The sequence below is a fragment of the Ramlibacter sp. AN1133 genome (assembly GCF_037890035.1).
GTDB lineage: Bacteria > Pseudomonadota > Gammaproteobacteria > Burkholderiales > Burkholderiaceae_C > Ramlibacter.
Map to the genome: position 1 here is coordinate 1 of NZ_JBBKTQ010000044.1, position 26183 is coordinate 26183.

A 26183-nucleotide genomic window follows, 5' to 3' on the forward strand; every position below is an offset into this window, starting at 1 on the left:
TGCGCGGGCGCGCCGCGGCGCGGCGCCCCTTCTCCACGAACTCCGCAGGGGTCATCCCGCACTCCGCGCGGAACACGCGCGCGAAGTTGCGCTCGCTCATCATCGCGCGCGCGGCGAGTTTCGGCACCGACAGATCGGCGTGGAGGTGCGCGAGCACGTAGGCCTGCACGTCCCGGATGGCGGACTTGTCGGCGCCCTGTGCGGCGAGGTAGGCGCTGAACTGGCTTTGGCCGCCGGGCCGCTTCAGGAACATGACGAGTTCGCGGGCGACCTTGAGCGAGATCTGGCGCCCATGGTCCTCCTCGACCAGGGCGAGGGCCAGGTCCATGCCGGCGCTGACGCCGGCGCAGGTGTAGAGGTTGCGGTCCTTCACGTAGATGGCGTCGCGCTCCACGTTCGCGCGGGGGTGGTCTGCTGCGAGCCGATCGGCGTGATTCCAGTGCGTCGCTGCCTTGCGCCCGTCCAGGAGGCCGGCGCCCGCGAGCACGAAGGCCCCCGTGCACACCGATGCGATGCGACGCACCGAGCGCGCCTGGGATCGGACCCAGGCGCGCAGGCGCACGTCGGATTCCACGGCGTCGATCTCCGGACTGCCGGCGACCAGCAGCGTGTCGAGGCGACCGCGATGCGTCTCCGTAGTGGCGTCCACAGCCACCCGGATGCCGCAGCTGCCGCGAAGGCCGCCGGGCTCCGTGCCGATCAACTCGATGGTGTAGGCCTGCGGATTCCCGAGCTGGCGCGCGGCTTCCGTGAACACGTCGGCGGGGCCGATGACATCGAGCAGCTGGACGCCGGGGAATACGAGGATCCCGATGCGCATGGCCCGGGCGACTACCGGTCGGCAACGGCCTGCGGCGTGTTGCGGAAGCTGATCGCCAGGCGGTTGTAGGTGTTGATCAGTCCGATCGCGATGGTGAGGTCCACGAGCTCCTGCTCCTCGAACACCGAGCGCGCGGCTTGGTAGTCCTCGTCGGGGACGCCCGTCTGCGCCACGCGGGTGACGCTTTCCGCCCAGGCCAGGGCCGCGCGCTCGCGGCTGTCGAACAGGTCGCCGGCTTCGCGCCACGCCTGCAGCAGCGCCAGCCGTTCGGCCGATTCGCCCTTGCGCAGCAGGTCGCGCGTGTGCATGTCGAGGCAGAAGGCACAGTTGTTGATCTGCGAGACGCGCAGGTACACGAGGTCGACCAGCATCGGCGGCAGCTTGCTCTGCTTGACGTAGCCGTAGACACCGGCAAGGGCTTTCGCGCCCAATGGCGCGATCTTGTTGTAGTCCAGACGTTGGCTCATGGGAAGGCTCCTGAATACATCATTGAAGGGGGGTCGTCAGCGGCTTGTCGTCGCTGTCGACCACGAACACGGCAAGCAGCCGCGCAGGCACCGTCGTGCTCGCATTGCGGCTCACCACGTGGCGGGCACCGGGAGGCTCATGAAAGCTTTCGCCTGCATGCACCGTGCGCACGGGGCCGTCGTTCACCTGCGACTCCACCGCTCCGGACAGGACGTAGGCGTAGATGAACGCCGACCGCGCATGCAGGTGCGGGGGCGAAGCCGCTCCGGGCGGGTACTCCACGATCACCGCGACAAGGGACTTGCCGGGGACGTTGGGGATCGCCTGGGCGAAATTCGGGGTGACGGTTTCCCGCGTGTCGTGCGCGTTCGCAGGGGCTGCCGCAAGCAGCGCCAGCGCGGCGCAGCCCGCGGCCACGGCGGTGAGGAAAGTCTTCATGGGGTTCCATCCTTGCTCTTGATCCCCGGACTGCAAGACCGGGGACGGCTGCAATGATCTTCGAGCGCAGCGATGAATGGAACTGATGCTTTTGCAAGACCTCCATGAGCCGCGTTCAATTCGTACTGCGCTGCGCGAGCGGCGCGGAGCGCGGCTGCGCACGGCCAGCGCGCTGTCATTGGTGCGCAGGCTCGATTCGGTCGAGAATGTAGGGAAGCTTGAGAACTCGAGCCTGCGAACCGTGTGCGCGTGCTGGATGGCCTAGTGCAGGGTCACGGCGGGTCCGTCCGCCGGTCCCCTTGGGCTCGAGGCTAGGAGCGTGATCCGGTGCTTTCCTGGTCTTCGTCGACCAGGGCTGCGACGAGCGCCTTGCCGGCGCGCAGGAGCTCCGCGGGCTGTCGATGCACGCGCTCCATGACGACCAGGCCGCGGGTCATCGCGACCAGCAGCCTGGCTGCGTCCTCCACCGGCACCCTGAGCCGTTCACCCGCCGCGGGCACGGCCAGGCGCTCGCGCAACAGCGCCTCGAGCTCACGCAGCAGTTCGCTCAGCGCCGCCCGGATCTCCGCGCACTCCAACTGTTCGTCCAGCGCTGCTTTCGTCGTCAGGCAGCCTCGCGCAGGGCGCCCCTTCGTCATGGAGCCGACGGCATAAGCGAAAAAGGCCTCGAGCGATCGGGTGAGCGAGGGGCTCGCCAGCGCTCGCCTCACGTCGTCGAGGTAGCGCCGCCCGTAGACCCGGTAGGCCCGCAGGAACAGCTGGTCCTTGCCTCCGTAAGCGTTGTAGAGGGAGCCCCGCTGCACGCCGGTCGCATCGGCCAGGTGCTGCATGGTCGTTGCGCCGTAGCCCCTGGCCCAGAAGACTTCCAACGCGGCGCCCAGCACCTCGTCTTCATCGAATTGCCTTACGCCTGCCATGCCCATATTGGAGTCTCGTTTGACATGGATGTCAATCTTGACGACAGTGTCAAACATGAACTCCGAAGACGCATCCCTCCCCCCTCCCGACAGCGGCCCTTCCTCGCCCGGCGTGCCGGCACTGATCGCCGCGGGCCTGTGTGCGAGCCTGGTCGGCATCGGCCTCGCCCGGTTCGCGTACACGCCGCTGATTCCAGCCTTGATCGCCGCGCACTGGTTCAGTCCGGATGCCGTGGTGTTCCTCGCCGCGGCCAATCTCCTCGGCTACCTGCTGGGGGCGGTCGGGGGGCGACACCTTGCGTCGGCGGTCGGGTCGGTGGCCGCCTTGAAGGGCGCCATGCTGCTGACCGTACTGGCCTTCCTCGCGTGCGCCATGCCGGTGTCCCCGGCATGGTTCTTCTTCTGGCGCCTGCTCTCGGGTGTCACGGGTGGCGTCATCATGGTGCTGGTGGGCAGCGTCGTGCTGGCGCGCGTGCCGCCCGGACGCAAAGGCATGGCCGCCGGCGCCATCTTCCTGGGCCTTGGGGTGGGAATCGCCGCCTCAGGCACCCTCGTGCCGCTGCTGCTGCGAACCGGCCTGACCGGCGCCTGGCTCGGCCTCGCTGCGATCTCGCTGGTGGTGACCGTCGCGACCTGGCGTGCCTGGCCAGCCAATGAAAGGCCGCGCGCGAGTGGCTCGATGGCGCTGCCGGACGAGGCGCGTCGAACCTTGCGGCACCTGTACGGCCAATACGGCCTGATGGCACTCGGCGTCGTGCCGGCGATGGTCTTCATGGTCGACTACGCCGTGCGCGGGCTGCACTGGAGCATCGCGGCCGGCTCGCTTCTCTGGGTGGTGTTCGGCCTCGGTGCCCTGGCAGGACCGCTCTCGTACGGCGCGGCGGCCGACCGGATCGGCTTCACGAGGACCAACCGCATCACTCTCGCCCTGCAGGTTGTGGCCGCGGCATTGCTGGTCCACACCACGTCCATCGCGCTCGTGCTCGTTTGCGTCTTCGTGCTCGGCACCTTTCCTCCCGGGGCCGTGCCGATCGTCCTCGGTCGTGTCAGCGAAGTGGTGACGGGTCCGGCCGCCGTGCAGTCGGCCTGGAGCCGGGCGACGACGGCCTTTGCACTGGTGCAGGCCACCGCGGGTTACCTGGACAGCTTCCTCCTGACGGCTTCCGGAGGCAATCACGGCCTGTTGTTCCTGCTCGCCGCCGTCGCGTTCCTGGCCGCTCTCGCCTGGGATCTTCTCGCCGGGCGAGGCGAACACGCGCCGGCTTGAACATGGTCCTTGCGGCTTCCTGCACGCTGCTTGCGCGGCTGCCGCGACTAGCGCTTGCAGGCGAGCAGGGCCAGCACGGCGAGTGTGGCGATCGGCACGAGCAGCGCCCAGAACGACCACGCCACACCCGCGAGTCCGCCGCCGGCGCAACCGGCTGCGAAGCCGGCGACCGGCACCAGCGTGGCGAAGAGCCGCCGCCGGGCCTCGGCCCGATCGGACGGCACGACACCCGCGGCACCCAGAACATCCAGCACGAGCTGCGTGACGTTGCCCGTCATGGCCGTCGTCGCGCCGAGCGCGCCGGATGAAAGCCGGCAATGTGCGTTCTGCACCCCCATCGCGAAGGCGCCGGCGCAGGCCGCCAGCACGGTCGTCGTGCGGGCGCCCGCCAGCAGAAAGCAGGCGAGTGCCGCGAGCTGGAACCACAGCAGCGGCGCCGTCCTTCCGCGCTGGAACGCGTGCATCGACGCCGCGCCCGCGACCCCGGCCACGAAGGCGGGGAGCACCAGCAGCTTGGCGGCGAACTCGCTGCCGTCGCCGGCCAGCCCGGTGCCAAGCAGCACGAAGTTGCCAGTCACGTGCGCCGTGAACACCCCGTGCAGCCCGATGAAGCCGATCGTGTCCACCCAACCCGCCACGGCCGCCATTGCAGCACCGGCCAGCAGCCGTTCGGCGAGCGGCTGTCGTGCGGGGGCGTGCAGGACCGTACGGTCCTTCATCGACTCACGCCCCGGCGGCGAGCGCCGCCGGCGCCTCGAAGCCTGCCATCCGCACGAACTCGCTCACGTGCTGGCGCGGCATCTTCACCTGGTTGACGCTCGCGCTCGCATCGGCGAAACCCATGGACATGCCGCAGGCCGTCACCTCGTCCGGACCCATGCCCAGGTGCGCGGCGATCAGCGCGTGGAAGCGCGCGAACGACACCTGCGGGCAGGTGTCGAGGCCGCGCGCGCGCGCCGCGATCATCACGTTCTGCACGTACAGGCCGAGATCGAGCCAGCTGTGGCGACTCAGGCGCGCGTCGATGCTGAAGATCAGGCCGATCGGGGCGCCGAAGAAGCTGAAGTTGCGCAGCGTCTGGCGGGTGCGGGCGGCGGCGTCCTGGCGGTCGATGCCCAACGCGCCGTAGTAGCGCATCGCGAAGTCCACCTGGCGCTCCGAGAAGGCCGCGGGCAGCGGGTCCGGGAAGTGCGCGGAAGGCGGGAAGCTGCCCTCCTCGAAGGCGGCCACCAGCGCGTCGCCCAGGCGCTTCATGGGCGCGCCGGTCACGACATACACCCGCCACGGCTGCGTGTTCGAGTTGCTGGGCGCCGAAGCCGCCGCCTGCAGCACCTGCAGCACCTGCTCGCGCGGCACCGGATCGGACCGGTAGGCGCGTACGGACCTGCGCGAGTGCAGGACCTGCTCGACGCAATGACCGATGTCGGCCTGGGACCATGTCGGTGAAGTCATGTCCACTCCTTTGGCAGGCGGGCCTGGTTCACTCCTCGGACCGGAAACCGGAGGCACGCACCACCGGCCCCCAGGCTTCGCGCTCGCGCCGCACCAGCGCAGCATAGTCCCGCGGCGCCAGCGTGAAGGTCTCCAGGCCGACCTGCTCGAAGGCAGCGATCAGGGCGGGATCCTTGCTCGCGGCGACGACGGATGCGTGCAGGGCCTGGAGTGTCGTGTCGGCCGTCCCGGGCGGGGCGAACACACCATAGGTCTCGACGCCGCGGATGGCAGGCAGCCCCTGCTCGGCGAAAGTCGGCACGCCGGGCAGGAAGCGGGAGCGCCGGTCCCCGGTCACGCCCAGGATCCGGGCCCTGCCTTCCTTGAGGTAGGGAAGGAAGTCCGCCACGAAACCGAAGTAGGCCGGGATCTGGCCGCCCAGCAGGTCCTGCATGGCCGGCGCCGAACCTCGGTAGCCGACGTGCTGCAGCTTCAGGCCGCGCGCCTCGGAGAACTGGTAGCCGAGGAAGTGTGCCATCGACCCGGCCGCGGGCGACGCATAGGTGGCCGCGCCCGGGGTCGCGCGCAGCCAGCGCACGTAATCGTCCAGCGTCTTCACGCGATCGGCCGGCACGGCACTGCTGACCGCGAAAGCGCAGGTGGCGGAGACCAGCGGCGACACCGGCACGAAGTCGGCCGCGGCGTCGTACATCAATCGGGTGTAGACGTGCGGGTAGATGGTGAGCGCCGAGGTGTGCGTGCACAGCAGCGTATTGCCGTCGGCGCGCTCGCGCTTGAGCTGGCTGCTGGCGATGCGTCCGGCCGCGCCGGCGCGGTTGTCCACGATGTACAGGCGGCCCTGCTTGCGCCACGCTCCGGCGAGCTGCCGCGCGGTGGTGTCCAGCGTGCCGCCGGCGGGGTAGCCGACCAGCAGCTTTCCGGTCTGTGCGAGCACCGGGTGCAGCCAGGCGGCGGCCGGCGCGGCGAGGGCGAGCCGGGCGAAACGGCGGCGGGACAGAGCCTCCATGTGGGTCTCCTGGTGATGGTTCGCTCACGGGATGGGGTGATCATGGTCGCGGCCGCCGTTGAACGGAACTGACGTCTTTGCAACGACGAATTGAACGCACTTCATGGCGGAGGCTGTGGCGGCGCGCGCGCGGCGGCGCCGTGGCCTTGCCCCTGTGCGCGACGTGCTCAGGCCCGGCGCGCCACCATGGCCTGCAGGGACAGCAGCAGGCCGCTGATGTGGTCGGCGGTGGGCGCGTCGAGCAGTTCGCCCGCCGCGTCGAACTTGGTCTGCGCCGCGCCGATGAACACCTCCGGCTTGTTCACGACCTGGGTGTTGAGGCAGGACATCACCTGGCGCAGGTGGGGCTGCGCCCGGCTGGTGCCGAGGAGGCCGGGACTCGCGCCGAGGATGGCGACCGGCTTGCCGTCGAAGGGCTGGCTGGGCGGCAGGGACACCCAGTCGATGGCGTTCTTCAGCACGCCGGCGACGGACGCGTTGTATTCGGGGCAGGCGATCAGCACCGCGTCGGCCTCGCGCACCTGCGCCCGCAGCCGCTCGACTTCGGCCGGATCGCCGCCGGCGCGCAGGTCCTGGTCGAACAAAGGGATGCCGCGAAGGTCGGCGATGGTGATCTGCATGCCCGCGGGGGCGAGCTTCTGCGCCGCGCGCAGCGCCATCAGGTTGTAGCTGCTCTTGCGCAGGCTGCCGGGGATTGCAAGGACTCTCATTTCAATGCTGCTGCCAGGACGGAAGGGTTGGAAACGGTACGGGGCTCGAAGCCCACCAGGCGGGCGAAATCCTCGACGCGCTCGCGCGGCATGCGCGGCTGGTTCACGGCGGCATCGTGGTCGCCGTAGCCCATGGACATGCCGAAGGCCGTGACTTCCTCGGCCGGCATCTGCACGTGCGAGGCGATCACGTCGTGGAACGGAGCGAAGGACACCTGCGGACAGGTGTCGATGCCGCGCGACTTCGCCGCGATCATCAGGTTCTGGGCGAACAGGCCGAGGTCGATCCAGCTGTGCGGCTTGAGCCGCCGGTCGATGCTGAAGACCAGGCCGACCGGCGCGCCGAAGAAGTGCAGGTTGCGCTCCGCCTGGCGGCTGCGTCCGGTCGTGTCGTGGCGGGCGATCCCCAGCGCGCCATACAGGCGGGCGCCGAAGTCCTGCAGGCGCGTGCGGAACACGTCCGGCAGCGGCTCGGGGAAATGCTGCGGCGGCGGCGCGCTGGCGGCGCGCGATGCGGCGACCAGCGCCGCGCTCAGGGCCTGCAATGGCTGCCCTGCCAGCACGTAGACGCGCCACGGCTGGATGTTCGCGCCGCTCGGGGCGGTGGAGGCTTCGGCGAGGAGGTCGTGCACCAGCTCGCGGCCCAGCGGCTCGGGCCGGAAGGCCCGCGTCGCCTTGCGCTCGCGCAGCACCCTGCCAACACAACGCGCGATGTCGGCCTGCGACCAGTCAAGGGCACTGGTGGACACGGTTCACTCCTGGGGCTTGAAGTCGTAGGAAATCCGCCCGGAGGGCAGGAAGAACAGCGCGATCACCGGGCCGCCCTTGGACTCCGGGTAGTGCTTGCTGCCCGGCTCCGGTGCCGTCCAGCCGGCGTGACACCAGCCGTTCGGGCCCATGAGCGCCGCATCCGGCGCGAGCGGCACGACCATGTTGAACTCGCCGTACGGGTGGCCGTGGAACTGGCCGCGGTAGCGGTCGTCCGGCAGCCCGAGCTTGTTGCCCCGGCTGTCCATGTACACCGCCGTGATGCTGAAAAAGCGCGTGCGCGCCGACGGCTCGGCAAGGCGGCTGCGGCGATAGACCGGGCCGTCGATCTCGACGTTGGCGGCCCAGCCGTCTTCCACGCCCTTCTTCACCAGCCGCGCGAGCGTGCGGTACAGCTCGCTGTCGGGGCCGTACTTCTGGTTCAGCCAGCGCTCGACTTCAGTGCTGGTGGTCATGTTCTTGACTTCCTCAAGGAAGGGGACGCAGTGGTCGATCAGGGATTGGAAGTCTTCGTTCGGGCTTGCGGTGGTCATGATGGATTCCTGTGCTGCCTCACGGGCTGGACGCGATCATGGGCGAATGGCGAAATGAATGGAACTGATGTAATTGCAAGAGCAAAATGCAGGTCGTTCATTCATGAAAGGAGGCTGCGGTGAGCATCGGACGGATGGACCTGAACCTGCTGAAGGTATTCGACGCGGTGTACGAGGACCGCAACCTCGTGCTCGCAGGCCGACGACTGAACCTCACGCAATCCGCCGTGAGCCACGCGCTCACGCGCCTGCGCGAGCTGGTGGGCGACGAACTCTTCATGCGCACGGGCAAGGGGATGGTTCCGACCGGACGGGCCACGGCGATGGCACCGAGCCTGCGCGACTCGCTGCGCCGCATCGAGGCGACGCTGGGGGTGGAACCCTTCTCCCCGGAGAAATCGGGCCGACGGTTCGTGATCGCGGCCAACGACCACATCACGATGGTGCTGCTCGCGCCGCTGTCGCGGCGGCTGCAGGACGCCGCACCCGGGGTGGACCTCGTGATCCGGCCTTCCACGCGATTGGACCTGGCCGAGCAGATCGACCTCGGGCGCATCGACCTGGCGATCGGCATCTTCTCGCAGGTGCCGCCGCGCCTGAGCGCCCGCACTCTGATGTCGCAGCGCGAGGCGATCCTCATGCGCAAGGGCCATCCCGCTTCGCGTCGCAAGCTCACGCTCGCCGACCTGGCGAAATACCCGCTGGTCACCATCTCGGTGGGGGGCCAGGAGGAAGGCGCGGTGGACGGCTTCATCCTGGAGCGCGGGCTCGCACGCCAGTCGGAGATGTTTGCGCGCCATGCGCTCGAGGAGGCTCTGGAGGAGGCCGGGCAAGTGGCACGCATGCGCGTGACGGTGCCGCACTCGCTGGCCATTCCCTCGATGCTGCAGGAGTCGAACATGCTCTCGATCGTGCCCTCGTCGCTCGCCAAGGCACTGGTGCGCGGCGCAGACCTGCTGGTTCGCCAACCGCCTTACCGCGCGGGCACCTCGATCACGCGGGCGGTCTGGCACCAGCGCAACGACCATGATGTCGCGCATGCGTGGCTGCGCGAGCAGGTGGCGGAGGCGGCACGCGGCGCCGCGGGCGGTGCCGACGCGTGAAGCCGCGGCCGGTATGAAGGCCCTGCAGCATGCCACTGCACAAAGATCAGTTCCATTCGAGGGCAGCCGGGAAGATGATCGCGCCGACAGGCATTTCGCCCGAACGCCCCAACCATCCGAGAACACCATGCTGCCCAAGGAAATCTCCGGCGTCCGCATTCCGGACAGCCAGCTCGCCCGCGAGTTGACCCAGCTCGTTCGTGACACCGAAAGCGAGCTGCTCTATCACCACTCCCTGCGCACCTATTGCTGGGGCGCCATCGCCGGGCGCCGGACGAAGCTGGTGTTCGACCCCGAACTGCTTTACGCGGCCTCCATGTTCCACGACATCGGCCTCACCGCGCGCTACGAGGCGAGCCAATTGCGTTTCGAGGTCGACGGCGCCAATGCGGCACGCGACTTCCTGCGCAGCCACGGAATCTCCGAAGCGGACATCGAGACGGTCTGGAACGCCGTGGCGCTGCACACCACCCCCGGCATTCCGCAGTTCATGCGGCCGGAGATCGCACTCGTGCAGGCAGGCGCGGGCATGGACGTGGCCGGCCGCGGTTTCGACCAGTTCACCGAAGCGGAACGCCAGGCCGTCCTCTCCGCGTTTCCCCGGGAGGCGCATTTCAAGAGCGGGATCATCGACGCCTTCTACCAGGGCATGAAGCACCGGCCCGACAGCACCATCGGCACCTTCAACGACGATTTCCTCGCGCACAAGGATCCGCACTTCCACCGGGTCGACATGTGCGCCGTCATCCACGCGTCGAGGTGGCATGGGTGATCCCGCCTGGCCGCGCCGTGCCGCGGCGACGGGCCCGGCCCGACGGACCGCCGCTCAGACGATGCCGCCGTTGGCGCGCAGCACCTGGCCGTTGATCCAGCCGCCGTCCGCACCGGCGAGGAAGGCCACCACGTTGGCGATGTCGCGCGGCTCCCCCAGGCGCTCCAGCGGCGCGAGCCTGGCCAGTTGCTCCACCACGGCCTCGGGCTTGCCTTGCAGGAACAGGTCGGTGGCAGTCGGCCCGGGCGCCACGGCGTTGACCGTGATGCCGCGGCCGCGCAATTCCCTGGCCAGCACGCGGGTCAGGGCCTCGATGCCAGCCTTGGTCGCCGCGTACACGCCGTAGGTGGGCTGGTACAGGCCGACGACGCTGGAGGAGAGGTTGACGATGCGCCCGCCGTGGCGCAGACGGCGTGCGGCTTCGCGCATCGTGTAGATGCTGCCCTTGAGATTCACCGCGAGCTGCTGTTCGAGCAGCGCCTCGTCGGCGCTGGCCAGCGGCGCGAGGCGCATGATCCCGGCGTTGTTCACCAGCACGTCGACCCCGCCGAACGCCTCTTCGGCGCCGCCGAACAGCGCTTGCACCGCCTGGGGATCGCTCACGTCCGCCTTCAGCGCAAGCGCGGTGCCCCCCTCGTGGTCGATGCGCGCCGCCAGGGCTTCGGCCTGTTGGGCGCTGTCGGCGTAGTTGACGACAACCGCAAAGCCGTCGGCGGCAAGTCGCGTTGCGATGGCGGCACCGATGCCGCGCGATGCGCCCGTGACAAGGGCGACCTTCCTGTCCTGCTTCACCATGGCTCCTTTCTTTCGGACTGCTGCAGCGTCCGCCACTGTAGTTGCGCGAGCGCCCAGCGCAGGCGAGTGGCGGGACCTGAAGCGCGATTGGCAGGATTGGCCGGCTCTGGCGGTTCCGGCCAGTGCCCCCTTCCTCCACACTGCGGGGCACTGCAACCACCCCCCGACGAACATGACGACGATCCACAGCGACCCCGGGCACGCCGAGCGGGTCGGACCCGCCTTTTCGCAGGACGGCATGCTGGCCACCCGCCATCTCACGCGCGTCGCGATCCGCGAGATCGCCCGGGCGGTGCTGCCGGGCATGGTGGAGGAAGACGCCGTGGCGCTCGCACAGGAAGTGCTGCGACGCATGGACCTGAGCCCGACCTGGCATCCGACGCGGGTGCGTTTCGGCCGCAACACGACACGCGCCATGAAGCAGCCTTCTGTCCCGGGTGCCGTGCTGCAGCAGGACGACATCTTCTTCATCGACATCGCGCCGCGCCACGGCCCGTGGGAGGGCGATGGCGGCGAGACGTTCACCGTCGGCGCCGACCCGCTGCATGCGAAGTGCGCGCGCGACGCGAAGGCGCTGTTCCACGAAGTGCGGCACCAGTGGGCCGTGCACGGCTGGACCGGCGTGCGCCTGTACGAGTACGCGCGGGGGCGCGCCCGTGACATGGGCTGGGAGCTCAATCCCGATCTTCCGGGTCACCGCATCTGCGATTTTCCGCATGCGGCGCTGCACAGCGGCTCCCTCGCCGCCGCCGACTTCAGGCCGTCGCCCCTGCGCTGGGTGCTCGAAATCCACCTGCGCGACCGCGTCGGCCGCTTCGGTGCGTTCTTCGAGGACATGCTGCTCGAGGACCGGTTCTACGGGGCGTGACGCGCCGCGCCGCGGCGCGGCTCCTGCGCGCCCTGCCCCGCTAGAACTCGCGCCAGTTCGCCGCCGGCTCCAAGCGCATCGGCGCGTTCGGCACGGGCAGGCGCGCGCGCGGCAGCAGCCGATTGCCCGCCGGCGTCAGCGCGATGCCGCGCGAGGTGCGTAGCACCAGCTGCACCCCGAGCGTCTCCTCCAGCTTGCGCATGCGGTGGCTGATCGCGGTCTGCGACAAGTGCAGGCGCTGGGCCGCGAGGCTGAAGCTGCCGCACTCGGCGATCGCAAGAAAGGCCTCGATGCCCAGGAAGTCGATCGGCATGCGGGCCGGATCAGGCGTCGCCGCGGGCGCGCTGCCGCACGCCCCGCGATTGCGCCAGCGCGCACCGGTACGCCCGCGCTGCACGCCATGCGCCATAGATCGCGGCCGCGAGCACCGCGCAGCGGACGATGACCTCCTCGGCGCGCTCCATGGCGAGCAGCAGGTGCGCGATCCTGTCGTCGAAGATGATGCCGCAAGCCAGTCCCACGCCCGCCCAGGCGACCGTGCCGAGCAGGTCCAGCGTCACAAAGGTGCGGGCAGGCATTCCCAGGGCGCCGGCCAGGGGTCGGGCAATGGTGCTGAGGCCCGGGATGAATTTGGCCAGCAGCACGGCCAGCTGGCCCCAGCGCGCGAAGCGCGTACGGCGCTGGGCGCGGCAGGCACAGGGCTGCAGGCTGCGACTGCACAGCCTCACCAGCACCGCATCGGCATGGCGCCGCCCGATCGCGAACCAGGCCACGTCGGCCAGCACCGACGCGAGGGAGGCAAGAAGCAGGAACTGCGACGCCAGGACGCCGTCATTGCTTCGCGCCCCGGCCAGCATCAGGAACGGCAGCGCCGGCACCGGTGCGCCCAGCTGCTCGAACAGCACACCCAGGAACACGGCGAGGTGGCCGTGCTCTTCGAAGATGGCGGTGAAAGCGTGCATGGGGGCGGCTCGTGCGACAAGGAGGTGGATGCGGTACTGGCGCCGCGCAGGCATCGTGCTGCCCGCGGCAGTCCGTACCTTCAGTCGGAGAGCACCTGGCCGGCAGCGGCAAGAAGGCCGGGCGAGCCGGCGGGACTGCACGCGTGCCATGACGGACCGCTGTCCTCTGCCGCGGCGCCGGTGATTTCGCCGCGGGCGGCGCCCCTCACTTCGCCGCGCGTCGCGCAGGCCGCAACGACGGCAATCCACAGGGCGGAAACGAGGAAGAAGGCGGTGCGGTTCATGGGGTTTCCTTTCGTTGGAGTGCTGGCGAAGAAGGTGATGAGGAATCTGTGCAGGCGATCATGGCGTGCACCCCACTTGAATGGAACTGACCTTTTTGCAGCGGGACCATGCAGCTGATTCAAGTAGCGCCGAACCCGCACGGGCCCGCGCCCGTTCGCTGCCCACGCCAATTGCGCGACCCGCCGGCGCGGGCATGCATTGAACGGCGTGCACGCCGCGATTGCAGAAGCATCAGTTCCATTCAACTCACCCCTCGCCGAAGATTCGTCTCCGACGCCGACCAAAGGAGGCGATGGCCGAAGTACTCGGTCGGCTCGAGCGCCAGTTGCAGAACCAGACACCCATTCAAGGACTGACATGAACATTCGCTCCACTCTCCGCCCCATCCTTCTCTCGCTGGCGCTTGGCGCTGCTGCCGCCGCTACGTCGGCCGGCACCGAGCCCCCCACGCTCGCGCCCGCAGGCGCCCACGCCGAAACCGCCACGCTCGATGCCGTGCCGGAAGCAAGGATTCCGGACACGGCGCTGGTGCGCGACGCAGCCGCGGCCACGCGCGACGCGGAAGGAGAACTGGTGTTCCAGCACTCCGTGCGCGTGTACTACTGGGCCGCGCTGGCGGGATCGCGCAAGGGCCTGGCGTTCGACCCGGAACTTCTCTTCGTCGCGGCGATGTTCCACGACTACGGGCTGACGGCCTCCTACGCGGACAGCCACCTGCGCTACGAGGTGGACGGTGCGAATGCCGCGCGGGACTTCCTGCGCAGCCATGGTCGACCGGAGGCCGATGCACGGGCTGTGTGGCTTGCCATCGCGCTGCATACGACCAACGGGATTTCGCGCCACGTCGATCCCCTGGCGCAATTGCTGGCCGAAGGCGCCAACATGGACCTGGTGGGTGCCGGCTTCGGCGACTTCACCGCGGCGCAGAGGCAGGCTGTCGAGGCGGCCCATCCGCGCCCGCCCCGCTTCCCCGACGACTTCCTGCAGGCGCTCTACGACAACCTGAAGCACCGTCCCGAGACCACCCAAGGCACCGGGCTGGCGGACGTGCTGGCGTTCAAGGACCCTGCGTTCCGGCGCCGCGACTTCGCCGGTCTCATGCGACAGTCGCCGTGGACCGGCGCGAACTAGGCGACGCTGAAGTGCGCCGCCTGGCCTGCCGCCCGCTCAGCGCGCGGCAGGCGGCTTCTTCACCGCGGCGGGCATGAGCTCCGCGACGGTGCGCCGCAGCCACGCGTTGCCCGCATCGCGGTGGTAGCGCACGTGCCAGTGCTGCTTCACCGTGTAGCGGGGCAGCGGGTAGGGAACGGGCAGCTGCCGGATCGGCTCGCGCGCGACCATCACGTCCGCATAGTGCCGCGGCACGGTGGCGATCAGCTCCGTCTCGCCGACGATCTGCGCCACCGCCAGGAAGCTGGGCACGCGCAGGGCGACGCGGCGCGAGATCTTCTGCTGCTCCAGCACCTGCTCGATCATCGCGGCATGCCCGGTGCCGGAGGCCGTCACGACGACGTGCTGCTCGGAGGTGTAGAGCGTGCGCGAAAGCCTCTTGCGGATGCGCGGGTGGGAGTGGCTGGCGATGCAGACGAAGTCCTGCTCGAACAGCGCCTGCTGGTAGAAGCCGGCCTCCAGCTGGGGCAGGTAGCCGACGGTGAGGTCGATGGCGCCGTCCTGCAGTTGCCGCGGGCTTTCGGCCGTGATCTTGTCGGCGTCGACGCGGATGCGCGGCGCATGCAGGCGCAGGTGGTTCAGCAGGCGCGGCAGCAGCGAAATCTCGCCGAGGTCGGTCATCGCGATGCGGAAGGTCCTCTCCGCCCGCGCGGGCTCGAACGCAGCGGCGCCGCGCCGGGCGAGCTCCAGCGCTTCGCGCACTTCGCGCAAGACCGGATGCAAGGCGTCGGCGCGCGGCGTTGCCAACACGCCGCGCGCCGTGCGCGTGAACAGGGGATCGTCGTAGTACGCGCGCAACCGGTTCAGCGCCGTGCTCGCCGCACCCTGCGTGATGCCCAGGCGCTCGGCGGCGCGCGACACGCTCGAGGACTTGTAGACCTCGTCGAACACCGCCACCCATTGAAGGTCCAGCGAAGCCACGACCACCTCCTGCGAAGCTGACCAGAAGATATCAAGAACCAGGATAGATGGTATGCGAGTGGCATGTTGCTCGGATATCTCGCACGTCGAAGAATTCGCGCAAAAGCACCAGGAGACAACCGATGAGCCTTCGCACACCGGCGCGGCGCGGCCGCCGACAGGCAGTGATCTTCCTGCTCGCAGCCCTCCCGGGCCTGCAGGCGCCGGCGCAGCCCGTCGCCGACCTGTCGGGCAAACCGGTCACCATCATCACCGCCTTCTCCGCCGGAAGCGGCCCGGACGCGATGATGCGGGCCGTCGGCGAGAAGCTCTCCGCCCAATGGAAGACGCCGGTCATCATCGACAACCGGCCCGGCGGCGCGGGCTTCATCGCGATCAACGCGGCGCGCTCCGCGCCCCCGGACGGCCACACCCTCCTGATGCACGAAGGCGATGCGCTCGGTGCGCTGCCCCACCTCTTTCCCAGCCGCAACTTCCGCCTGTTCGACGCGTTCGAGCCGGTGGGAGTCCTCTACAGCACGCCCTTCTTCATCGTCGTTCCCGCCGCCTCGCGCTTCAAGAGCGTCGCGGACCTGGTCGCCGCGGCCCGCTCCGCGCCCGGAAAGGTCACGTACGGGAGCTGGGGCGTCGGCAGCACCGCCCACCTGCAGACCGCATTGTTCGAGAAGCGCGCGGGCGTGCGGATGCTGCACGTGCCGTACAAGGAAATGGGCCAGCTGTACACGGGCGTCAGCACCGGGGAGACGGACTGGGCGCTCGGCGCGATGGCTTCGACCCGGTCCGTCTACGAGTCCCACCGGGTGCGGTACCTGGCAGTGACGGCGAACGCGCGCCTGGCAGACCTGCCGGACGTGCCGACCGTCGCCGAAAGCGGCGGGCCGTCCAATTTCGAGGCGAGCGGTTTCGTCGCCCTGCTGGCGCCGAAGGGGACACCCGAGGCCCTGCGCGAGCGGATCCACAAGGACCTGGTGGCAGCGATCGCCAGCCCGGAAGTGCAGGCTCGCTACAGGACCTTCCACTTCGAGGCGACCCCGTGGACTCCGGAGCAGACGCGGCGCGTGGTCGAGGCCCGCAGCGCGAGCTATGGCCAGGTGATCCGCGCCAACGGCATCCGGCTCGACTGATGACCGCCTCCTCCACCGCGACCGAGCCGTGGCGCCTCGGCGCCGCGCAGCTGGCGGCCCGCGTCCGAGCAGGGGATGTCTCCTGCGTCGAGGCTGTCGAGAGCAGCCTGCGGCGCATCGACCAGGCCAACCCGCGACTGAACGCCATCGTCTTCGCGGACCGCGAACGCGCCTTGCGCGCGGCGCGCGAAGCCGACGCGCTGCGCGCCCGGTCGCCGCACGAGATGGGGCTGCTGCACGGGGTCCCCGTCACCATCAAGCTCAATGCCGACGTCGCCGGAGAGGCGAGCAGCAACGGCGTGCCGGCTGACGCCGACCGCGTCGCGGCGCAAGACAGCACCGTGGTGGCGAACCTGCGCCGGGCCGGCGCGGTGATCGTCGGGCGCACCAACGTGCCGCCGTTCTCCTTCCGCTGGTTCACGGAAAACTCCTTGCACGGCAGGACGCTGAACCCCTGGAATGCGGAACTCACCTCGGGGGGCTCCAGCGGAGGGGCGGCAGTGGCCGTGGCAGCCGGCATGTGCGCGTTGGCGCACGGCACTGACATCGCGGGCTCGATCCGCTATCCGGCCTACGTCAACGGCGTGGTCGGCCTGCGGCCGACGCCTGGCCGCGTTGCCGCGTACAACCCCGGCAACAACACACGCTTCGCGGGCCTGCAATTGTTCTCCGCACAGGGGCCGCTGGCGCGCTGCGTGGACGACGTGGAACTCGCACTGCGCGCCATGGCCGGCGACGGCGGGGACGATCCGACGTGGCAGCCGGTGCCTCTCGACTTTCCCGACGATGCGGCGCCGGTGCGCGTAGCCTGCGTGGACGCCGTGCCGGGCGCGAAGCTCGCAGCGCCCGCCAAAGCCGCGCTCGACCAGGCTGCGCGTGCGCTGTCCGCGGCCGGCTACGAGGTCGAGAACGCGACCCCGCCATCGCTTCAGGAGGCAGTCGAGGTCTGGCTGGCCATCGTCATGACCGAAGTGCGGATCGAGATGATGACCGCGGTCGAGGCGACGCAGGACGCCAGCATCATTGCCTCGGTGCGTGCGATGGCGGACTGCGCGCCCGCGCCGCAATTGCAGTCCTACGCCGGTGCGCTGGCGCGCCGCGATGCGCTGCGGCGCGAATGGAACCGCTTCCTGCGGCGCTATCCGCTGCTGCTGATGCCGACTTCCTGCCGGCCGCCCATGCACTGGGGCGAGGACCTGCAGGGCAGCGAGGCGATGCGCAAGCTGCTGGCCGACCAGTCTCCGCTCATCGCGGTGGCGGCGCTGAGCCTGCCCGGAATGCATGTCCCCACCGGGGTGGCGGACGGGGCTCCCTCCGGCGTGCAACTGGTGGCGGGCAGCTTCCGCGAGCAGAGGCTGATCGCTGCCGGAAAGATCATCGAGCGCGATGCAGCGCTGCCGCCGCCCTGGCAGGCCTGGAGCTGACCCGGCCGCGGCGCTCAGGAGACTTCGCCCCGACGCCCGCACACCCACCAACCGAATCAACCCACCCGAAAGCAAGGACCATGATCCGCGTCTTTTCCTCTCCTGCCACCAGGCTCCGCCTGCCTCTCGCAGCCCTGGCCGCCGCCGCCCTGCTCGGCGCCGGCCCCTCGCGGGGCCAGGCCAGCACCACCTCCGTGAATGGACGCGCGCTGCAGGCCGTGCTCGCAGAAAAGCTGTCCGTGTCGCCGGGCAAGGTGCTCACCTCGCAGGTCGTGAACTACCCCCCGGGCGGAGCTTCGAAATCGCATCGGCACGACGCCGACGTGTTCGCCTTCGTGCTGTCCGGGAACATCGTTTCGCAGACGGAGGGCCATGGCGACGCGAGGGTCTACCACGCTGGCGAGGGACGCTTCGAGCGGCGCGGCGAGCACCACGTCGTGAGCCGCAACGCCAGCACGACGGAACCGGCCAGCATGCTGGTGGTGTTCATCCACGACGAGGGCGCCACCCTCACCACGTTCGACCACTGAAACACGCGCCCCGCCGACGGGCGCTGCAAGTCGCCTGCGATCGGAAGGATGCCCCCGGGCAGAGGGGCGATCGCGCGCATCACGCCAGGAGAGAAGGAGACAACCATGCCATATCGCACCCGCGCGCCCGGATGGCGCGCGTTCGCCGCAACCCTGCTCGTCGCCGCCGCGGGCGCGCTGCCGGGAGCCCAGGCCCAGGCGCCGGCGCCGCCCCCCGCGCGCAAGCCTCCGGCCCCCGCCGACGAAGCGGGGAGGCCCGGGGTGATCCGCCTCGAAGGAACTCCGCAGACCACCCAGTTCGGCTGGTTCGACAACGCGCAGCGACCGGTCGCACGGATCCGCTCGGGCGACACCATCGTGATGGAGACCCTCATCCATGGCGACAAGCAGGTCATCATGAACGAGATGTCGATCGAACAGATGACGGCGCGCGCCCGGCAGGAACAGGCGGAGTCGCCGGGACGCGGGCCGCACTCGATCACCGGTCCGGTGTACGTGGAAGGGGCACAGCCGGGCGACGTCCTGAAGATCGAGATCGGACACATCGTGCCCTCCTCCTACGCGATGAACTTCAGCTATCCCGGTTTCGCCGGCGCGTTCCCGAAGGAGTTTCCGCAGGGGCAGCTGAAGTACTTCCTCCTGGACCATGCAAAGCGGCGCGTCGAGTTCGCACGCGGCATCCACATTCCCCTGCGGCCGTTCCCCGGCATCGTGGCGGTGGCGCGTGCCGAGCCGGGTCGCTACAGCACCGTCCCGCCGGGGCGCTTCGGCGGCAACCTCGACATCAACGAGATGGTGTCCGGAACCACCTTGTACCTGCCCGTGTTCGTGGAAGGCGGGCTGCTCTGGTCCGGGGATTCGCACGCCGCGCAGGGCAACGGGGAGATCAACCTGACAGCGCTGGAGACCTCGTTCAAGGAACTTCCGCTGACCGTGACCGTGCTCAAGGGAAAGCGGCTCGAGTGGCCTCGCATCGAGACGCCCACGCACTGGGTGGCCCTCGGCTACGACAAGGACCTCAACGCCGCCTTCGGGTTGCTGCAGGAAGAGACGCTGAAGATGATCGCCGAACAGTCCGGCGTGACGCGCGACGAGGCCCGCTCACGCATGCTCTCCACCTGGGACTGCCGCGTTTCCCAGGTGGTCAACGTGCTCAAGGGCACCTACTGCATGGTCCCGAAGGCAAGGGGCGCCACCCCGGCCGCCCTGCCCAAGCGCGACGATGCGCAGCACCTGGTCACCCACGCGCGAAATGCGGACCTGAACAAGGCCATGGATGGCGCGGCGCTGTCGATGATCCAGCGTCTCGGCGCGGAGAAGGGGCTGTCGCGCCTCGATGCCTATGCACTGGCCAGCATGACGATGGACTGCCGGCTGGGCCCACCCGACGGCGCGGAGCACGACGTGCACTGCCTGCTGCCGAGGAGCCTCTGGGACGACTCGCCGTGAAGCACGCTGCCGGCCGGATCACCCGGCGGGCGGCTGCCTTGGGGATGCTTGCCGCCTGCACCGCGCCGGCGCGCGCGGCCCCCGCGGATGCGTGCTCGCCGAAGCTGCGCGTCGTCGCCACGACGTCCGACCTCGCCAGTCTCGCCGCCATCGTCGGCGCCGGCCTCGTCCAGGTTCGCACGCTGGTGCTGCCGCCCATGGATCCCGAGTCCTTCGAGCCGGGCGTGCGCGACCTGGCCCTCATCGAAGACGCCGCGCTGGTGCTGCGGGTGGGACTCGGCTTCGACTTCTGGCTGGACAAGATGCTCGGAAGCCAGGGGCGTTCACCGGCGCGGTGGCGCGGAGCGATCGTCGACGTGTCCTCCGGCATCCCGCTGCTGGAGGTGCAAGGCCGCAATCCGTTCGCACGCGACGCCCACGCCCACGGCATCGCCAATCCCCACTACTGGCTCGACCCGCGCAATGCGGCAACCATGAGCGGCACCATCGCGGCCGCGCTCGCCGCGCGCTGCCCGGAGGCCGGCGAGACCGTCCGCGCCAACCACGCGCGCTTCCTGGCGCAGCTCGATGGCAGGATCTCCGCCTGGTCGTGGCGGCTGGCACCGTGGCGCGGCGCCGCCGTCCTGGCGTTCCACAACACCTGGCCCTACTTCGCGCGCCGATTCCACCTCAACGTGGCCGGCTTCGTCGAACCGAAAGAGGGCGTGACGCCGAGCGCTGCGCATGTGGCTTCGCTGCTGGCGCTGGGACGGCGCTGGAACGTTCGCGCGATCCTGCAGACGACCGACGAGCCGAAGAAGCTCTCGCAGTCGCTCGCGGCGCGCCTGGGCATTCCCCTGGTGGAACTCGCCGCTGGCGTCGGCAGCGTACCCGGGACCGGCGATTACCTCGCCTTCATGGACCACAACGTGAACGCGCTGGCCCGCGCGCTGGCGCCCGCCGCATAGGAAGACTGCAACATGCCCGTCCCGGAAGTTCTCGGCCTGCTGGCGCCGTCGTTCATCGGCTGCGCGCTGTTCGTCGCCATCCACCAGTGCTTCGGCGTGCACGTCCTGCGGCGCGGCGTCATCTTCGTCGACCTTGCGCTGGCCCAGGTTTCGGCGCTGGGCGTCACGCTCGCCTTCGCCGCCGGCCACGACCCGGGCAGCGCAGCCGGCATCGCGTACACGCTTTTCTTCGCGGCCGCCGGCGCGGCCCTCCTCACCTTCGCGCGGGCCCTGCCGAAGGACATCCACCCGGAGGCGTACATCGGGATCGTGTATGTCGTGAGCACGGCCGCGACGATGGTGGTGGTGGACCGTGCACCGCAAGGCGTGGAGCACGTGAAGGAGCTGTTCATCGGTGGCCTGCTCGGGATGCGCCTGGACGATCTGCCGCGGCTCGGCCTGGCCTATGGCGCCATCGGCGCCGTGCTCTGGGCGGCCCGCAAGCCGATCGGCCGCGCCAGCGCCGGCGGGCGCCGCAGCGATGGCATGCGCGACATGGGCTGGGACTTTCTGTTCTACCTCCTGTTTGGGCTGGTCGTTGCCAGCTCGGTGACGATCGCCGGCGTGCTGCTGGTGTTCTGCTTCCTGATCATCCCTTCCATCATCGGCGCGCTTTTCTCGGCGAAGCCGGCGGTGAGCTTCCTCGCTGGCTGGATCGCGGGGGTGGCGGCGAGCGCCGCGGGGCTCGCCGCCTCCTTCGCCTGGGACCTCCCGGCGGGGGCCGCGCTGGTGATCTCCTTTGCCTCGGTGCTCATGGCCGCGTGCGCGCTGCGCAGCCTGGTGCTGCTTGCGCCCGCCCAAGGCGCGCGGCACTTGCGGCGCTTGTTGCGCGCAGCTTGTGCCGGCGGCTTCGCCGTCGCCATCGCGGCGTCGGCCTGGCTGGTGGCGGCACCGCACGCCGAGCAACCGGTGATCGAACTCCTGGAGCGGCTGGCCGGCACCGGGCCCGAACGCTTCCTCAGTGCCGACGAACGGCGCGCGTACCGGCAGGCGGCCGCATCGGCGCGCGAGAAGCACACGCAAGCCGAGCGCATGGTGTGGCAGGAACGCCAGGCGCGCTGGCAGGGCGAGGGGCTGAGCGACGAGGCAGTGGTCGGGCTGGGGACGTTCCAGCAGGCCTTCAACGAGATGGCGCGCGGCGAGGACTTCGTCGTGCGCGAGCTCACCAACCGCGCGCGCGAACGCGAACGTGAACGCGAGGCGCCACTGGTGCTCGCCGCCTGCGTGCTGGGGCTGTGGCTCGTGCTATCGCGCCGGGCCCCCATGCCCACGCCTGCAGGCCAGCGTTGAAGAGCCTGCTGGGCGGTTGCCCGGAGTTGCCCGACCCCCTGGGACTCAGCTGCTAGCGCATCTCCCCGGATTCGCATCCTGGACCGGGAGGCGGAACAGGCTGGTCGACTCCAGGTCGAGGACTTCCGTGCCGCGCTGGTTGAACAGCTGCCACTGCCAGCGCAGCACGCCTAGGCCGCTGCGCGAGCGCCGCACCTCCAGCACGGTGGCCACCAGGGACAGCGCGTCGCCGGGACGCACGGGATGCGGCCAGCGGATGCCCGAGATGCCCGGGGAGGCATAGGATTCCGAGCCCCGCAGCGCTCCCTCGACGGCCAGCCGCATCGCGATGGCGCAGGTGTGCCAGCCGCTGGCGATCAGCCCCTCGAAGGGGCCTTGCGCGGCGGCGGCGGCATCGGTATGGAACCATTGCGGGTCGTACTGGCGCGCGAAGGCGAGGATCTCTTCCTCCCCCACGAGGTACGGGCCGGCAGTGATCTGCTGCCCCGCACGGAAGTTCGCGAACCGCATTCCACGCGGGCGCGCTGCCGGCCCGGCGAAGGCCTCGGTCGGCTCGGGAAGGAGGCTCATGCAAGCTCCCGCTGCAGCCACGGGCTCAGGCGGTAGCGCTCCCCGCGGTAGGCGCGATCCAGCGCGAGGACGATGTCGGCCACGGCCGGCGCGCCCCATGCGACCAGCCACCCGAAGGGGCCGGTCGGGTAGTTCACTCCCAGCTTCATGGCCTGGTCGGTGGCCTCAGGGGTGCACACGCCCTGCAGGACGGTATCGGCGGCCTCGTTGACCAGCATCGCCACCGTGCGCGCGACGACCAGCCCGGGCACATCTGCCATCGGCATCGGCTCGAATCCGAGCCACTGCAGCCAGCCGGGGACCTGCGTGCGCCACGCCTCGCTCCCGCGCGCGTTCACCGCATAGGCAAAGGGTGTGCGCTGTTGAGGATCGGCATTCGTCGGAAACCGGTCGATGACCGCGACGTCGGCGATCCCCCTGCGCCGCGCCAACTCCGCGGCACGCTCGCCGTTCGTCACGACCAGCAAGGCACCATCGACCTGCAGGCCGGTCCAGTCGCTGTGCGCTTCCCGCGCCACCTTGCCGGCACGGCTTGCCCGCTCGTGCAGGGCATCCGCGAGCGCCCCGGCTCCATGGACGCGCACGGTGTCGACAGCGGGTACGGGGATGGCCGGGCAAGGCGCGAGCTCCGGCGGCCCCGCCGGGTAGTCGTAGAAACCGCGGCCGGACTTGCGACCCAGCAGCCCGCCGTCGACGAGTTCCTTCTGCACCAGCGACGGCACGTAGCGCTTGTCGAAGAAGTTCGCCTCGAAGACCGATTGCGTGACCGCGAAATTGGTGTCGTGCCCGATCAGGTCCATCAGCTCGCAGGCGCCCATGCGAAAGCCGGCGCCACGGATGCACTTATCCAGCACCGCCGCAGGCGCGGCCTGCTCTTGCAGCAGGGCCAGCGTTTCGGCATAGAACGGACGCGCGATGCGATTGACGATGAAGCCCGGCGTGCTCTTCGCATGCACCGGCACCTTGCCCCAGCGCCCGGCCAGTTCGACGACGCGCTGCGCCACTTGGGCGTCCGTCTGCAAGCCGCTCACCACCTCCACCAGCTTCATCAGCGGCACGGGGTTGAAGAAGTGCATGCCGACGAGCCGGCCGGGATGCCGCAGCCCGCGCGCGATCGCGGTCACGCTGATCGACGAGGTGTTCGTGGCCAGGATGGCATCGGCCGCGACGATCTCCTCCAGGGCGTGGAACAGACTGCGCTTGGCCTCCAGGTTCTCCACGATCGCTTCGATCACCAGGGTGGCGCATGCGCCCCGCGCCAGCTCTTCGAGGACCGAAACGCGCCCCAGCACGGCAGACGCGTCCCGGGGCGCCATCTCGCCCCGGGTTGCGAGCGTGTCGAGCGTGCGCGCCAGCGCGTTCCTGGCTTGCTGCGCGGCGCCCGGACGGGCGTCGTGCAGCAGCACCGGGTGGCCCGCCTGCGCAGCGACCTGCGCGATGCCCACGCCCATCACGCCCGCACCGACCACGAGCACCGTTGCGGCGGCCGGCTCCATCAGTAGGTCTCCAGGTGCAGCCGGCCGTCGCGCCGCAGCGCGGCGCCGACCGTTTCCCAGTCCAGGCCGGCATGGGCCGCGATGTCGCGCAGCGTCATCACGACGCCCTCCTCCATCGACTTGAGGCCGCAGACGAAGAAGTAGGCGTTCGGGTCGGCCAGCAGCGGCGCGAGGTCGGCCGCGCGCTCGCGCATCAGGTCCTGCACGTAGCGCTTGGGCTCGCCGGGCACGCGGCTGAACGCGAGGTTCACGTCGATGAAGTCCTTCGGCAGCTTCTGCAGCGGCCCGAAATACGGCAGTTCCTCCGGCGTGCGGGCGCCGAAGAACAGCAGCAGCTTGCCGCCCTCGAACTTGCCCGAATGGCGCAGGCGCCGGCGCCACTCGGTCATGGCGCGCATCGGAGCGCTGCCCGTGCCGGTGCAGATCATCACGATGTGGCTGCGCGGGTGGTTGGGCATGAGGAAGCTGGCACCGAAAGGCCCGATCACCTCCACCCTGTCGCCCACCTTCAGGTCGCACATGTAGTTGCTGGCGACGCCGCGCACCGGACGTCCATCGTGGTCCTCGAGCACGCGCTTGATCGTCAGCGAGATGTTGTTGTAGCCAGGGCGCTCGCCGTTGCGGGCGCTGGCGCTGCTGTACTGGCGCGGATGGTGCGGCCGTCCCTTGTCGTCGACGCCGGGCGGCACGACGCCGATGCTCTGGCCTTCCAGCACGGGGAAGGGCGTGCTGCCGAAGTCCAGCACGATGTGGTGCGTGTCGTAATCCTTGCCGATCTGCGTCACCCGGTGGTTGCCGGTGACCGTGGTGGTGATCGTCCTGACCGCTGCTTTGGGCCCGTAGACGTTGGTGAACGCATGCGCGGCCGACCAGGGCGGCACCGTCGCACCCCAGTCGCCGCTGCGGAAGGTGCAGGCCTGCGGGTCGATGTCTGCCAGCGCCGGTGCGCTCCCGGCCTGGGCCACCAGCGCCACATCGACGCCGCCGGCCGCTTCGGCCAGCTCCGCTTCGCTCAGTGCTTCGGGCAGCGAATCCCAGCCCAGCTGCTCCTCGACCGAGTAGGTGCGCGCCCTGGGCACGGTGCGCCAGTTGTCGATGCTGCCCGTGGGACAGGGCGGAACGCACGCCATGCACAGGTTGCACTTGGCGGCGTCCACGACGTAGTTGTTGCTGTCGTGGGTGATCGCGCCGGTCGGGCAGGTTGCCTCGCAGGTGTTGCAGCGGATGCAGATCTCGGGATCGATCAGGTGCTGTTTGAGGAAGATGACGTCGGATGCATCCATGGCGAAGTCCTGCCCCGTCCGTTCACGCGAAGCGCACGTACTCGAAGTTCACCGGCTGGCGGTTGATGCCCATGACCGGCGGCGCGATCCAGTTGGCGAACTTGCCCGGCTCGACGACGCGGCCCATCAGGCTGGCCACGAAGGCGCGGTCTTCCGCCGTGGGCAGCCACTGGCCCACCTTGGCGTTCCATTCGGACTCGCTCACCACGCGGCCGTCCGGCGCCACCTTCACGCCCGCCAGCGCACCGATGTTGCGGTGGAAGGCCTTGTGCGGCACGGTCAGGCGGAACGGGATGCCCGCCTTCTCGATCACCTTGTTCCAGCGCGAGACGCCGCCCACGCTGTCCTTGATGTAGTCGTCGCGCAGAACTTCGTTGAGCGCGTTGAGCATCGGGACTTCCTTCTCGACCAGCTGGCCGTTCGCCACGTTCAGCACCTTGTAGTGCTGGCCGCGCAGCTGGTGGTCGTCGACCCGCTTGCCTTCCTCGAAGCGGCCCTTCAGGCCCGAGCTGTAGAAGGTGGCGGCGTTGCTCGACTCGTCGGCGCCGAACAGGTCGATGGTGACGCTGAAGTGGAAGTTCAGGTAGCGCTGCAGCGTCGGCAGGTCGATCACGCCGGCCTCGCGCAGCGTCTTCGGGTCGTCCGTCTTCAGCTCGTTCATGGCCTGGCAGGTGCGCTGGATCACGCGGCTGATGCCCGACTCGCCCACGAACATGTGATGCGCTTCCTCGGTCAGCATGAAGCGCGTGGTGCGCGACAGCGGATCGAAGGCCGAC

At 69.7% G+C, this 26183-nt stretch carries 30 protein-coding genes and 1 pseudogene; 12 read left to right on the top strand and 19 right to left on the bottom strand.

Annotation, left to right across the window (positions count from 1 at the left end; translation table 11 throughout):
* From WG923_RS29845 to WG923_RS29855, 3 genes are all read right to left on the bottom strand, one after another.
* Positions 1 to 820, bottom strand: an 820-nt coding sequence (locus tag WG923_RS29845; RefSeq protein WP_340354679.1) for a GlxA family transcriptional regulator, incomplete at its 3' end; no start/stop codon positions are given.
* Between the two features lie 11 nt (positions 821 to 831).
* Entirely contained in the window at positions 832 to 1287 is a 456-nt protein-coding gene (locus WG923_RS29850; protein ID WP_340354680.1) for a carboxymuconolactone decarboxylase family protein, read from the bottom strand.
* Positions 1288 to 1306: 19 nt separating this feature from the next.
* Positions 1307 to 1726, bottom strand: a complete 420-nt coding sequence (locus WG923_RS29855) for a cupin domain-containing protein (RefSeq protein WP_340354681.1) — start codon at positions 1724 to 1726, stop codon at positions 1307 to 1309.
* 76 nt (positions 1727 to 1802) lie between these two features.
* On the opposite strand from WG923_RS29855, the gene WG923_RS29860 reads away from it, so the two are divergent.
* On the top strand, positions 1803 to 1991 hold the full coding sequence (locus tag WG923_RS29860; protein ID WP_340354682.1) for a hypothetical protein: 189 nt from the start codon (positions 1803 to 1805) through the stop codon (positions 1989 to 1991).
* Positions 1992 to 2037: 46 nt separating this feature from the next.
* On the opposite strand, the gene WG923_RS29865 is transcribed toward WG923_RS29860, so the two are convergent.
* Entirely contained in the window at positions 2038 to 2700 is a 663-nt protein-coding gene (locus WG923_RS29865) for a TetR/AcrR family transcriptional regulator (RefSeq protein ID WP_340354683.1), read from the bottom strand.
* On the opposite strand from WG923_RS29865, the gene WG923_RS29870 reads away from it, so the two are divergent.
* Positions 2699 to 3910 (top strand): YbfB/YjiJ family MFS transporter, encoded by a 1212-nt coding sequence (locus tag WG923_RS29870; protein ID WP_340354684.1) that lies wholly within the window; start codon positions 2699 to 2701, stop codon positions 3908 to 3910. The two genes, WG923_RS29865 and WG923_RS29870, sit on opposite strands and share 2 nt — an antisense overlap.
* Positions 3911 to 3957: 47 nt before the next feature.
* Here the strand turns inward: WG923_RS29870 and WG923_RS29875 are convergent, their stop codons facing one another.
* The 6 genes from WG923_RS29875 to WG923_RS29900 form a co-directional block, all read right to left on the bottom strand.
* Positions 3958 to 4629, bottom strand: coding sequence for a YoaK family protein (locus tag WG923_RS29875; protein WP_340354685.1), 672 nt, complete (start codon positions 4627 to 4629; stop codon positions 3958 to 3960).
* A gap of 4 nt (positions 4630 to 4633) precedes the next feature.
* Positions 4634 to 5362, bottom strand: coding sequence for a nitroreductase (locus WG923_RS29880; protein WP_340354686.1), 729 nt, complete (start codon positions 5360 to 5362; stop codon positions 4634 to 4636).
* Between the two features lie 28 nt (positions 5363 to 5390).
* Complete coding sequence (locus WG923_RS29885) at positions 5391 to 6368, bottom strand: tripartite tricarboxylate transporter substrate-binding protein (protein ID WP_340354687.1); 978 nt, start codon at positions 6366 to 6368, stop codon at positions 5391 to 5393.
* Positions 6369 to 6535: 167 nt separating this feature from the next.
* Entirely contained in the window at positions 6536 to 7078 is a 543-nt protein-coding gene (locus WG923_RS29890) for an NADPH-dependent FMN reductase (protein ID WP_340354688.1), read from the bottom strand.
* Complete coding sequence (locus WG923_RS29895; protein ID WP_340354689.1) at positions 7075 to 7827, bottom strand: nitroreductase; 753 nt, start codon at positions 7825 to 7827, stop codon at positions 7075 to 7077. The genes WG923_RS29890 and WG923_RS29895 overlap by 4 nt, the downstream gene beginning before the upstream one ends.
* A gap of 3 nt (positions 7828 to 7830) precedes the next feature.
* Positions 7831 to 8379: a 4-hydroxylaminobenzoate lyase gene (locus WG923_RS29900; protein WP_340354690.1), complete on the bottom strand. Its 549-nt coding sequence runs from the start codon at positions 8377 to 8379 to the stop codon at positions 7831 to 7833.
* Between the two features lie 119 nt (positions 8380 to 8498).
* On the opposite strand from WG923_RS29900, the gene WG923_RS29905 reads away from it, so the two are divergent.
* A complete protein-coding gene (locus WG923_RS29905) occupies positions 8499 to 9482 on the top strand; it encodes a LysR substrate-binding domain-containing protein (RefSeq protein ID WP_340354691.1) in 984 nt (327 codons plus the stop codon).
* A gap of 127 nt (positions 9483 to 9609) precedes the next feature.
* Positions 9610 to 10254 (top strand): HD domain-containing protein, encoded by a 645-nt coding sequence (locus tag WG923_RS29910; RefSeq protein ID WP_340354707.1) that lies wholly within the window; start codon positions 9610 to 9612, stop codon positions 10252 to 10254.
* A 54-nt stretch (positions 10255 to 10308) separates the two neighbouring features.
* Here WG923_RS29910 and WG923_RS29915 read toward each other — a convergent pair whose 3' ends face one another.
* Positions 10309 to 11046 (bottom strand): SDR family oxidoreductase, encoded by a 738-nt coding sequence (locus WG923_RS29915; RefSeq protein WP_445322999.1) that lies wholly within the window; start codon positions 11044 to 11046, stop codon positions 10309 to 10311.
* Positions 11047 to 11221: 175 nt separating this feature from the next.
* Here WG923_RS29915 and WG923_RS29920 point away from each other — a divergent pair, with 175 nt between their 5' ends.
* Positions 11222 to 11917, top strand: coding sequence for a M24 family metallopeptidase (locus WG923_RS29920; protein WP_340354693.1), 696 nt, complete (start codon positions 11222 to 11224; stop codon positions 11915 to 11917).
* Between the two features lie 40 nt (positions 11918 to 11957).
* Here WG923_RS29920 and WG923_RS29925 read toward each other — a convergent pair whose 3' ends face one another.
* The 3 genes from WG923_RS29925 to WG923_RS29935 all read right to left on the bottom strand — a co-directional run bounded on the left by WG923_RS29925 (position 11958) and on the right by WG923_RS29935 (position 13163).
* Entirely contained in the window at positions 11958 to 12230 is a 273-nt protein-coding gene (locus WG923_RS29925; RefSeq protein ID WP_340354694.1) for a LysR family transcriptional regulator, read from the bottom strand.
* Between the two features lie 10 nt (positions 12231 to 12240).
* Positions 12241 to 12879, bottom strand: a complete 639-nt coding sequence (locus WG923_RS29930) for a DedA family protein (protein ID WP_340354695.1) — start codon at positions 12877 to 12879, stop codon at positions 12241 to 12243.
* Between the two features lie 80 nt (positions 12880 to 12959).
* Positions 12960 to 13163 (bottom strand): hypothetical protein, encoded by a 204-nt coding sequence (locus WG923_RS29935; RefSeq protein WP_340354696.1) that lies wholly within the window; start codon positions 13161 to 13163, stop codon positions 12960 to 12962.
* Between the two features lie 358 nt (positions 13164 to 13521).
* On the opposite strand from WG923_RS29935, the gene WG923_RS29940 reads away from it, so the two are divergent.
* Positions 13522 to 14295, top strand: a complete 774-nt coding sequence (locus WG923_RS29940; RefSeq protein ID WP_340354697.1) for an HD domain-containing protein — start codon at positions 13522 to 13524, stop codon at positions 14293 to 14295.
* A gap of 36 nt (positions 14296 to 14331) precedes the next feature.
* Here WG923_RS29940 and WG923_RS29945 read toward each other — a convergent pair whose 3' ends face one another.
* Positions 14332 to 15255: a LysR family transcriptional regulator gene (locus WG923_RS29945; RefSeq protein WP_340354698.1), complete on the bottom strand. Its 924-nt coding sequence runs from the start codon at positions 15253 to 15255 to the stop codon at positions 14332 to 14334.
* Positions 15256 to 15377: 122 nt separating this feature from the next.
* Here WG923_RS29945 and WG923_RS29950 point away from each other — a divergent pair, with 122 nt between their 5' ends.
* The 6 genes from WG923_RS29950 (at position 15378) to WG923_RS29975 (ending at position 22058) form a co-directional block, all read left to right on the top strand.
* On the top strand, positions 15378 to 16379 hold the full coding sequence (locus WG923_RS29950) for a Bug family tripartite tricarboxylate transporter substrate binding protein (RefSeq protein WP_340354699.1): 1002 nt from the start codon (positions 15378 to 15380) through the stop codon (positions 16377 to 16379).
* Positions 16379 to 17803, top strand: a complete 1425-nt coding sequence (locus tag WG923_RS29955; RefSeq protein WP_340354700.1) for an amidase — start codon at positions 16379 to 16381, stop codon at positions 17801 to 17803. Before WG923_RS29950 ends, WG923_RS29955 begins: the two co-directional genes overlap by 1 nt.
* A gap of 80 nt (positions 17804 to 17883) precedes the next feature.
* On the top strand, positions 17884 to 18333 hold the full coding sequence (locus WG923_RS29960; RefSeq protein ID WP_340354701.1) for a cupin domain-containing protein: 450 nt from the start codon (positions 17884 to 17886) through the stop codon (positions 18331 to 18333).
* A gap of 105 nt (positions 18334 to 18438) precedes the next feature.
* Positions 18439 to 19782 (top strand): acetamidase/formamidase family protein, encoded by a 1344-nt coding sequence (locus WG923_RS29965; RefSeq protein WP_340354702.1) that lies wholly within the window; start codon positions 18439 to 18441, stop codon positions 19780 to 19782.
* Positions 19779 to 20729, top strand: coding sequence for a metal ABC transporter substrate-binding protein (locus WG923_RS29970; protein WP_340354703.1), 951 nt, complete (start codon positions 19779 to 19781; stop codon positions 20727 to 20729). The genes WG923_RS29965 and WG923_RS29970 overlap by 4 nt, the downstream gene beginning before the upstream one ends.
* 12 nt (positions 20730 to 20741) lie before the next feature.
* A complete protein-coding gene (locus WG923_RS29975) occupies positions 20742 to 22058 on the top strand; it encodes a metal ABC transporter permease (RefSeq protein ID WP_340354704.1) in 1317 nt (438 codons plus the stop codon).
* Positions 22059 to 22103: 45 nt separating this feature from the next.
* On the opposite strand, the gene WG923_RS29980 is transcribed toward WG923_RS29975, so the two are convergent.
* From WG923_RS29980 to WG923_RS29995, 4 genes and pseudogenes are all read right to left on the bottom strand, one after another.
* Positions 22104 to 22568 carry a MaoC family dehydratase gene (locus WG923_RS29980; protein ID WP_340354708.1) on the bottom strand — a complete coding sequence of 155 codons (465 nt, stop codon included), beginning with the start codon at positions 22566 to 22568 and terminating at the stop codon, positions 22104 to 22106.
* A gap of 56 nt (positions 22569 to 22624) precedes the next feature.
* Positions 22625 to 24124, bottom strand: a complete 1500-nt coding sequence (locus WG923_RS29985; protein WP_340354705.1) for a 3-hydroxyacyl-CoA dehydrogenase — start codon at positions 24122 to 24124, stop codon at positions 22625 to 22627.
* Positions 24124 to 25407 (bottom strand): benzoyl-CoA 2,3-epoxidase subunit BoxA, encoded by a 1284-nt coding sequence (boxA, locus tag WG923_RS29990; protein ID WP_340354706.1) that lies wholly within the window; start codon positions 25405 to 25407, stop codon positions 24124 to 24126. Before boxA ends, WG923_RS29985 begins: the two co-directional genes overlap by 1 nt.
* 22 nt (positions 25408 to 25429) lie before the next feature.
* Positions 25430 to 26183, bottom strand: a pseudogene (locus WG923_RS29995) (benzoyl-CoA 2,3-epoxidase subunit BoxB); the annotation flags it as partial.